Below are 5,679 nucleotides of genomic sequence, written 5' to 3'. Positions count from 1 at the left end.
CCTCCACAAGGGAAAGTAACCACCCACCCCCCACAGCACCACCAAACACCCACACCACACCCAAGACCACCCTGCCCAAAAACGGTCAAAACACGCGGAATGGGGCTGCCCCGATCGGGGCAGCCCCATTCCGCGTGCCGGTGCGGGGTGGCCGGAGCCCGGGGTGCGGGATCGACACCTGGTCCCGGCCGTGCCGACGGGCCGCGATCAGCGAGGCCCGCCGGCACGATCACGACGGCTCCGGGCCGGAGCCGGGTGGGTCAGGGAGTGGTGAGCTGGAACTGCCGGATCGTGCTGGTGCCACCGAGGGCCTGGGTGGCGTGGTTGAAGATGGCGTACCGGTAGCCCATGAAGAACTGCCAGTTGCTGTCGAGGGTGAGCGCGTTGCCGAGCGAGGTGAAGGTGGTGCCGTCGGTGCTGTAGGAGAAGCGGGCCTGACGGCCGGCACCGGGTCGGATGTCGGCGGTGGCCCGCAGCCAGATCCGGCCCCCACTGACCGGGGCCGAGGCGATCTCGGCACCGGTGTTGGTGGTGTTCCAGTTGCCGTCCATGGTCAGGTTGTTGGTCATCGAGACGCGGGTGGCCCCGTTGTCGCGTCTGACGCCGATCCAGGCGGAGGAGTTGCGCAGCACGGCCAGGCCGGTCCGGTCGCCGTCGCGCAACGCCGAGTAGTCGAGTTCGACGGTGGCGGTGGAGGTCGGTCCCTGGATGCGGTGGGTGACCGTGTTCCGGGCGCCGTAGAGGTCGTTGGTGACGGTCGCGGTCTGCAAGCGCAGGCCGTTGTTGACCGACCACTTCGTGTTGTCCGGGTTGTGGTTCCACTCCCACTGCGGGCCGAGGGTGCTGCCGGTGAAGGTGTCGGTGCCGGTCAGCGGCTTGACCGGCCGGGTGGGCAGCGGATTCGGGTACGAGGCGCCCCAGCCGCCGTTGACCGTCTGGATCTGCGGCCAACCGTCGGCGGTCCAGGTGATCGGGGCCAGGGCGGGCACCCGGCCGCCGGGGTAGGCGTCGACGAACGACATGTAGTACCACTGTCCGCCCGGGGTCTGCACCAGCCCGCCCTGGTGCGGCACGCCGCCGCCGGAGATCGGGCCGGGCATGTTGAGCAGCACCTGCCGCATCTCGTACGGGCCGAACGGGCTGGACGACTTCAGGACGTACTGCCCGTTGGCCGGCCGGGTGAGCCAGATGTAGTAGCTGCCGTTGCGCTTGTAGAACCGGGCCCCCTCCAGGGTGCCCACGCTCGACGGGGTGGAGAAGACCTGCTGGCTGCGGACCTCGCTCTTGCCGTCCGCCGACAGCTGCGCCACGCTGATCTGGGTGTTGCCGTAGGCGACGTACATGGTGTCGTTGTCGTCCACCAGCATGCCGGCGTCGTAGTAGCACTTGTTGATGGTGGCGTGCTGGTTCCAGGCCCCGTCGACCGCGGCGGCGGTGTAGATGTAGGTCTTGGCGAAGTCGATGCAGCCGGCCCAGTAGTAGGTGCGGTTGCTCGGTCGGTAGTTGAGCGTGGACGCCCAGATCCCGTCGACGTACGCCCGGCCACCGGACATGTCGTACTTCGCGCCGAAGTCCAGCTTGGGCACCGAGTGGCCGGCGAACTCCCAGTTGACCAGGTCGTACGAGCGCAGGATCGGGGCGCCCGGCGAGTAGTGCATGGTCGAGGCGGACAGGTAGAACGCGTCGCCGACCCGGATCACGTCGACGTCGGCGAAGTCCTGCCACACCACCGGGTTGGTGAACGAGCCGCTCGCCGGTGGCGTGGTGGGCGGCGTGGTGGGGGTGGTGCCGCCGTCGACGCGGACGAGCTGCCACTGCTGGTTGGTGCCGCCCCAGTCGCTGTACTGGACGATGTTGCCGCCGTCGGCGGTCGAGGCGTTCTGCACCTCCATCGCCTTGCCGCTGTTGCGGTTGATCAGTCGCACGTACCCGTCGGTCGAGTCGGCGAGCCGGAACTGCTGGTTGGTGCCGTTGCCGTCGGCCCACTGCACGATCGACGCGCCGTCTGCGGTGGAGAAGTTGTAGACGTCGAGGACCTTGCCCGAGTGCCGCGACTTCAACCGGTAGTAGCCGCCGCCCGAGTCGACGAACTGCCACTGCTGCCACGCGCCGTCGTTTCGCGTCCACTGGGTGATCCGGGCGCCGTCGGTCGTGGCCCGGTTGTAGAGGTCCAACGCCTTGCCACTGTTGCGGTTCACCAACACGTACGAGGCGTTGGTGTCCACCGTCGCCGCAGCCGCCCCGGTCGACTCGACCACGACGAGACCACCGCCGACCAGCACCGCCAACAGTCCGGCGACGACCCGTGACCACCAGCCACGCCCTCGCCGGACCCCGATCGGTACCGCGCTCCTGGTAACCATGACCCTCCTTCGCAAACGGTCGATCGACGGTCGCCCCGAACCGCGTCCGGGGCTCCGTCGACACATTGTTTGATGCTTGTCGATGTCAGCGTTCACTCGACGACGCGTCCGCGATGTCCCGCGACGCGAGCTGACGACGATGGCGCAGGTCGACCAACCACCGCGGGCCCGACTCCCACTAGACATAGACTGTGAGCGATAACATGATGTTCGTCAAGCCGAAACATCGGGGACACGGACCGGCGGCAGACAGCAGCCAACCCCGCAACACCGTCGGTGAGCCCGACGCGTCACGGGGTTGTCTGCCGGGGGGTGCCTGCCCCGGAACCGGATGGCCGACGACCGGCGCGCCGCCTCAGCGGGCGGAGCCGGCGCGGCGCTTGTTGTAGACGTCGAAGGCGACGGCGATAAGCAGCACCAGCCCCTTCACCACCGACTGGATGGACTGGTCGATGCCCATGAGCTGCATCCCGTTGCTCATCACCGCCATGATCAGACCACCGACCATGGCACCCACCACCGTGCCGACCCCACCGGTGACCGCCGCGCCACCGATGAACGCGGCGGCGATCGCGTCGAGTTCGAACATGTTGCCCGCGGCGGGCTGGGCGCCGTTGGAGCGCGAGGAGTAGATCACCCCGGCCACCGCCGCCAGGAAGCCCATGTTGACGAACATCCAGAAGTTGACCGTGCGCACCTTGACCCCGGACAGCATCGCCGCCGAGAGGTTGCCGCCGATCGCGTAGACCTGCCGGCCGAAGACCGTACGCCGGGTGAGCAGGCCGTAGAACAGCACCAACGCGGCCAGGATGATCAGCACGATCGGCAGGCCCCGGGCGTGTGCCAACTGCCAGGCGAAGTACATGATGACGGCCCCCACCAGCACCACCCGGGCGACGAACAGCGGGAACGACTCGACGGGCTGCTGGTAGCGGACCCGGGCCACCCGGGTGCGGAAGCCGCTCACCGCGTACCCGGCCACCGCGACGACGCCGATCAGCAGGGTGAAGGCGTCGAAACCCTGCCCGCCGAGCAGCCCGTTGAGGAAGCCGGCCGCGACCTGCTGGTACTCGGCGGGGAACGGCGAGAGCGAGATGTTGTCGAGCACCCGCAGGGTCAGGCCCCGGAACAGCAGCATGCCGGCGAGCGTCACGATGAAGGCCGGAATTCCGGCGTACGCCACCCAGAAACCGTGCCAGGCGCCGACCGCGAGGCCCACCGCCAGGGCGGCCAACATGCCGACCCACCAGGGGAGGCCCTGCTGGATGACGAGCACGGCGGAGACCGCGCCGGTGAGGGCGACCACCGATCCCACCGACAGGTCGATGTGCCCGCCGATGATGATGATGACCATGCCGATCGCCAGCACCAGGATGTAGGAGTACTGGAGGACGATGTTGGTGATGTTGCCGGGGCTCAGCGACACCCCGCCGGTGAGCACGGCGAACAGCGCGACGATGACGACCAGGGCGACGTAGATCCCGCTCTGCCGCAGGTTGTTCCTGACCAGCGCCCGCAGGTCGCTGGTGCCGGCGTGCAGGGCGACGCCCGGACTCTTCCCGGTGGGCTGCGGGGACGGCGGCGATGAGGTCTTGACGCTGGTCATCCCACGCGCTCCTTGTCCTTCGTCATCAGGTCCATGAGGTTCTCCTGGGTCGCCTCGGCCACCGGCACCTGGCCGGTGATCCGGCCGGCGGCGAGGGTGTAGATGCGGTCACACATGCCGAGCAGCTCCGGCAGCTCCGAGGAGATCAGGATCACCGCCCTGCCGTCGGCGACGAGCCGGTTGACGATCGTGTAGATCTCGAACTTCGCCCCGACGTCGATCCCCCGGGTCGGTTCGTCAAGGATCAGCACGTCGGGGTTGGTGAACAGCCACTTCGACAGCACGACCTTCTGTTGGTTGCCGCCGGAGAGCTTGCCGACCACCGCCATCACGCTGGGCGTCTTGATGTTCATCTCGCGCCGGCTCTGCTCAGCGACCCTGATCTCCTCGTTGCCGTTGACCCAGCCGAAGCGGGCGAGCCGGCCCAGCGCGGCGGCGGAGACGTTGCGCCGGACGTCGTCGATGAGGTTGAGGCCGAAGCGCTTGCGGTCCTCGGTGACGTAGGCGATGCCGTGGTCGATGGCCTCCGCGACGGTGTGCGCCCGTACCTCCCGGCCGCGTACGAACAGCCGACCGCGCACGTCCCGACCGTACGACCGGCCGAAGACGCTCATCGCCAGTTCGGTACGCCCGGCGCCCATCAGCCCGGCGATGCCGACCACCTCGCCGGCCCGCACGTTCAGGCTGGCGTTGTCGACGACGAGCCGCTCCTGGGTGGGGTGCCGTACGCTCCAGTTCTCGATGCGCAGCACCTCCTCCCCCGGCGACGAGACCCGGTCGGGGTAGAAGCTGTCCAGGTCCCGGCCGACCATCCCCCGGATGATCCGCTCCTGGGTGACCTCCCCGGAGGCCATGGTGAGCGTCTCCACCGTGTGCCCGTCGCGGATGACGGTGGTCGAGTCGGCGATCGCGGTGACCTCGTTGAGCTTGTGCGAGATCAGGATGCAGGTGATGCCCCGGTCGCGCAGCCGTCGCAGCAGATCGAGCAGGTGCGCCGAGTCGACGTCGTTGAGCGCGGCGGTCGGCTCGTCCAGGATGAGCAGTCGCACCTTCTTGGACAGCGCCTTGGCGATCTCGACCAGCTGCTGCTTGCCGACGCCGAGCTGGATGACCGGGGTGACCGGGTTCTCGTGCAGGCCCACCGAGGCCAGCAGCTCGGCGGCGTCGGCGTTGGCCCGGTTCCAGTCGATGAGGCCACCCGGCCCGCGCCGCTCGTTGCCGAGGAAGATGTTCTCGGCGATCGACAGGTACGGCACCAGCGCGAGTTCCTGGTGGATGATGACGATGCCGTGAGACTCGCTGTCGCGGATGCCCCGGAAGTGCACCGGTTTGCCGTCGAAGACGATGTCGCCGTCGTAGGAGCCGGTCGGGTGCACCCCGGAGAGCACCTTCATCAGGGTGGACTTGCCGGCGCCGTTCTCGCCGCAGATGGCGTGGATCTCCCCTCGACGCACCGCGAGGGAGACGTCCTGCAGTGCGGTGACCCCGGGGAAGGTCTTCGTGATGCGTCGCATCTCGAGGATGGTGTCGTCCATGGTCAGCGTCCTGATCGTCGAAGCCGGAGGCGGGCTTTCGATGCGTCGGGGGGGGGGGGGCCCCCCCCCCCCCCCCCCCCCCCGGAAGAAGTGGGGGGGGGGGGCCCGCCCCCCAAGGCCGGCCCCCAGCCGGGGGGGCAACACGCCGAGAGTGGGGTGTGTGGTTTTGGGGGAT

The 5,679-nt window shown here is 68.7% G+C and carries 3 protein-coding genes; all 3 read right to left on the bottom strand.

Annotation, left to right across the window (positions count from 1 at the left end):
- Positions 1 to 260: 260 nt before the first annotated feature.
- The 3 genes from ACIG87_RS32205 to mmsA all read right to left on the bottom strand — a co-directional run bounded on the left by ACIG87_RS32205 (position 261) and on the right by mmsA (position 5,504).
- Complete coding sequence (locus ACIG87_RS32205; protein ID WP_396855396.1) at positions 261 to 2,363, bottom strand: family 43 glycosylhydrolase; 2,103 nt, start codon at positions 2,361 to 2,363, stop codon at positions 261 to 263.
- 355 nt (positions 2,364 to 2,718) lie between these two features.
- Positions 2,719 to 3,969: a multiple monosaccharide ABC transporter permease gene (mmsB, locus tag ACIG87_RS32200; protein WP_396855395.1), complete on the bottom strand. Its 1,251-nt coding sequence runs from the start codon at positions 3,967 to 3,969 to the stop codon at positions 2,719 to 2,721.
- On the bottom strand, positions 3,966 to 5,504 hold the full coding sequence (gene mmsA, locus ACIG87_RS32195) for a multiple monosaccharide ABC transporter ATP-binding protein (RefSeq protein WP_396855394.1): 1,539 nt from the start codon (positions 5,502 to 5,504) through the stop codon (positions 3,966 to 3,968). Before mmsA ends, mmsB begins: the two co-directional genes overlap by 4 nt.
- Positions 5,505 to 5,679: the final 175 nt, after the last annotated feature.

The sequence above is a fragment of the Micromonospora sp. NPDC051925 genome (assembly GCF_044548625.1).
Lineage (GTDB): Bacteria > Actinomycetota > Actinomycetes > Mycobacteriales > Micromonosporaceae > Micromonospora.
This window is presented reverse-complemented; position numbering and strand designations above follow the sequence as displayed.